This is a genomic window from Methanobrevibacter oralis, assembly GCF_001639275.1.
Classification (GTDB): Archaea; Methanobacteriota; Methanobacteria; order Methanobacteriales; family Methanobacteriaceae; genus Methanocatella; species Methanocatella oralis.
On the sequence record NZ_LWMU01000124.1, the window covers coordinates 1 to 1,665 of the forward strand.

Annotated in this window: 1 pseudogene; it reads left to right on the forward strand. The window is 30.0% G+C overall.

Annotated elements, in window-relative coordinates:
* Window positions 1-1,665, forward strand: a pseudogene (locus MBORA_RS10915) (adhesin); the annotation flags it as partial.

Genomic DNA, 1,665 nt, shown 5'->3' on the forward strand with positions numbered 1-1,665 from the left:
CAATTTTTTATAATAATCAAGGAATACATGGAGGAGTAATTTATTCAGATTCAAAAAACAAATTATCAATAATCAACTCTACTTTTAATAATAACACAGCATTAACCTCAATAGACTTTTGTAGAATCTCAATGCATTCATATGGATGGTCAATAGAAGAAAATAATTTATATAAATATGAATATACATGTGATTCACCAATTGGAGCAGGGGGAGTAATTTATACTAAAAATACTTCTGTATTAATTGAAAATTCCTCATTTATGGATAATTCAGCCAGTATTGGTGGAGTAATAGCTACTCAATGTGACAGGTCCATATATCTATCTAATTTTATTTCTAATGTTAGTTTATACATTGATAATTGTTACTTTTCTAATAATCGGGCTAATGATACTAGATTTAAAGATGATCCTCTTTATTTAAATGAATATAAATATTTCAATAGTTATAACGGAGGAGTTGTATATGGAACCTACAATAAATTATATGTAAATGCTTCTGAATTTTATTATAATCAAGCTATTAATAATGGAGGAGTTATATATGCTAAAGCAAACGATGGTCAGATAATAGACTCTATTTTAAATAATAATCGTGCAGGAACTAATGGGGGGGCTTTAGATATTTCAAAAAATTTCCTTATTATGAGATCAATTATTTCAAATAACTCTGCAAGATATGGTGGAGCTATTGAATATGATTCTTACACTTATTATGGTCATATCCAAGATAATTTTAACATTTATAATTCAACCATAACTAATAATAAAGCCTTAAATGCCGGAGGTGCATTTAACATAGGCTCTGGAAACATATCTGTACATGATTCAAATATAGTAAATAACTTCGCACCTTCCGGCACCACAATACATTCTCATGGAACCCAATATGCTATTGATATGAGATATAATTACTGGGGTCTATTGCCAAATGGTCATATTGGACCTGATAACTCCGTTTGGAATGTACATCATAATATATTTAAACCATGGTACAAACAATGGGTAAATTGGAAACCAAAAGTCATTGAATCAAATAATTCTGGTTCCAACCCTAATTCCAGCGCCCATAACCCTTACATCAATCCTAATTCCAACTCTAGTGGGAACAATCCTAATAATCCAATATCTACAGGGCCTAGTTCTTCTACTTCTCATTCGATTGGTGGAGCTAATGGAAATAACCAAGGTAATAGTAATGGTAATGGAAACTACTTTGGTTCAGGTGATGGAAATAATTTAGGTCCAGGTAGTGGAAATGGCGGAGGTAATGGTTTTTCACATCTTCCAGGTTATAATAAATATAATGGGCAAAATATAAACGGAAATACAAATTCAAATACATCATCAAATTCACACAACTCTCAAATTCATGGAAATGTTAATTCAAATAGTCTTAGTAAATCAAATAGTTCAAAATATAATCCTAATTTAGCTTCTGCTGGCTTTACTGCAAATGCTGCTTCATCCCCATCAAGTTCTCAAAGAGAAATGGAAAGTTCTAGTGAGGGATCAAGTTCTCTAAGCGATTCGAACTCTTACGAAATTACTAAAAAAATTAAAAAAATATTTGATGATAAAAATTACATAAATGAAATTATTCTTTTTATAATTATTATTTTAGCTTTATTAATTTTAGGATGCAAATACGGGACAGATAAAT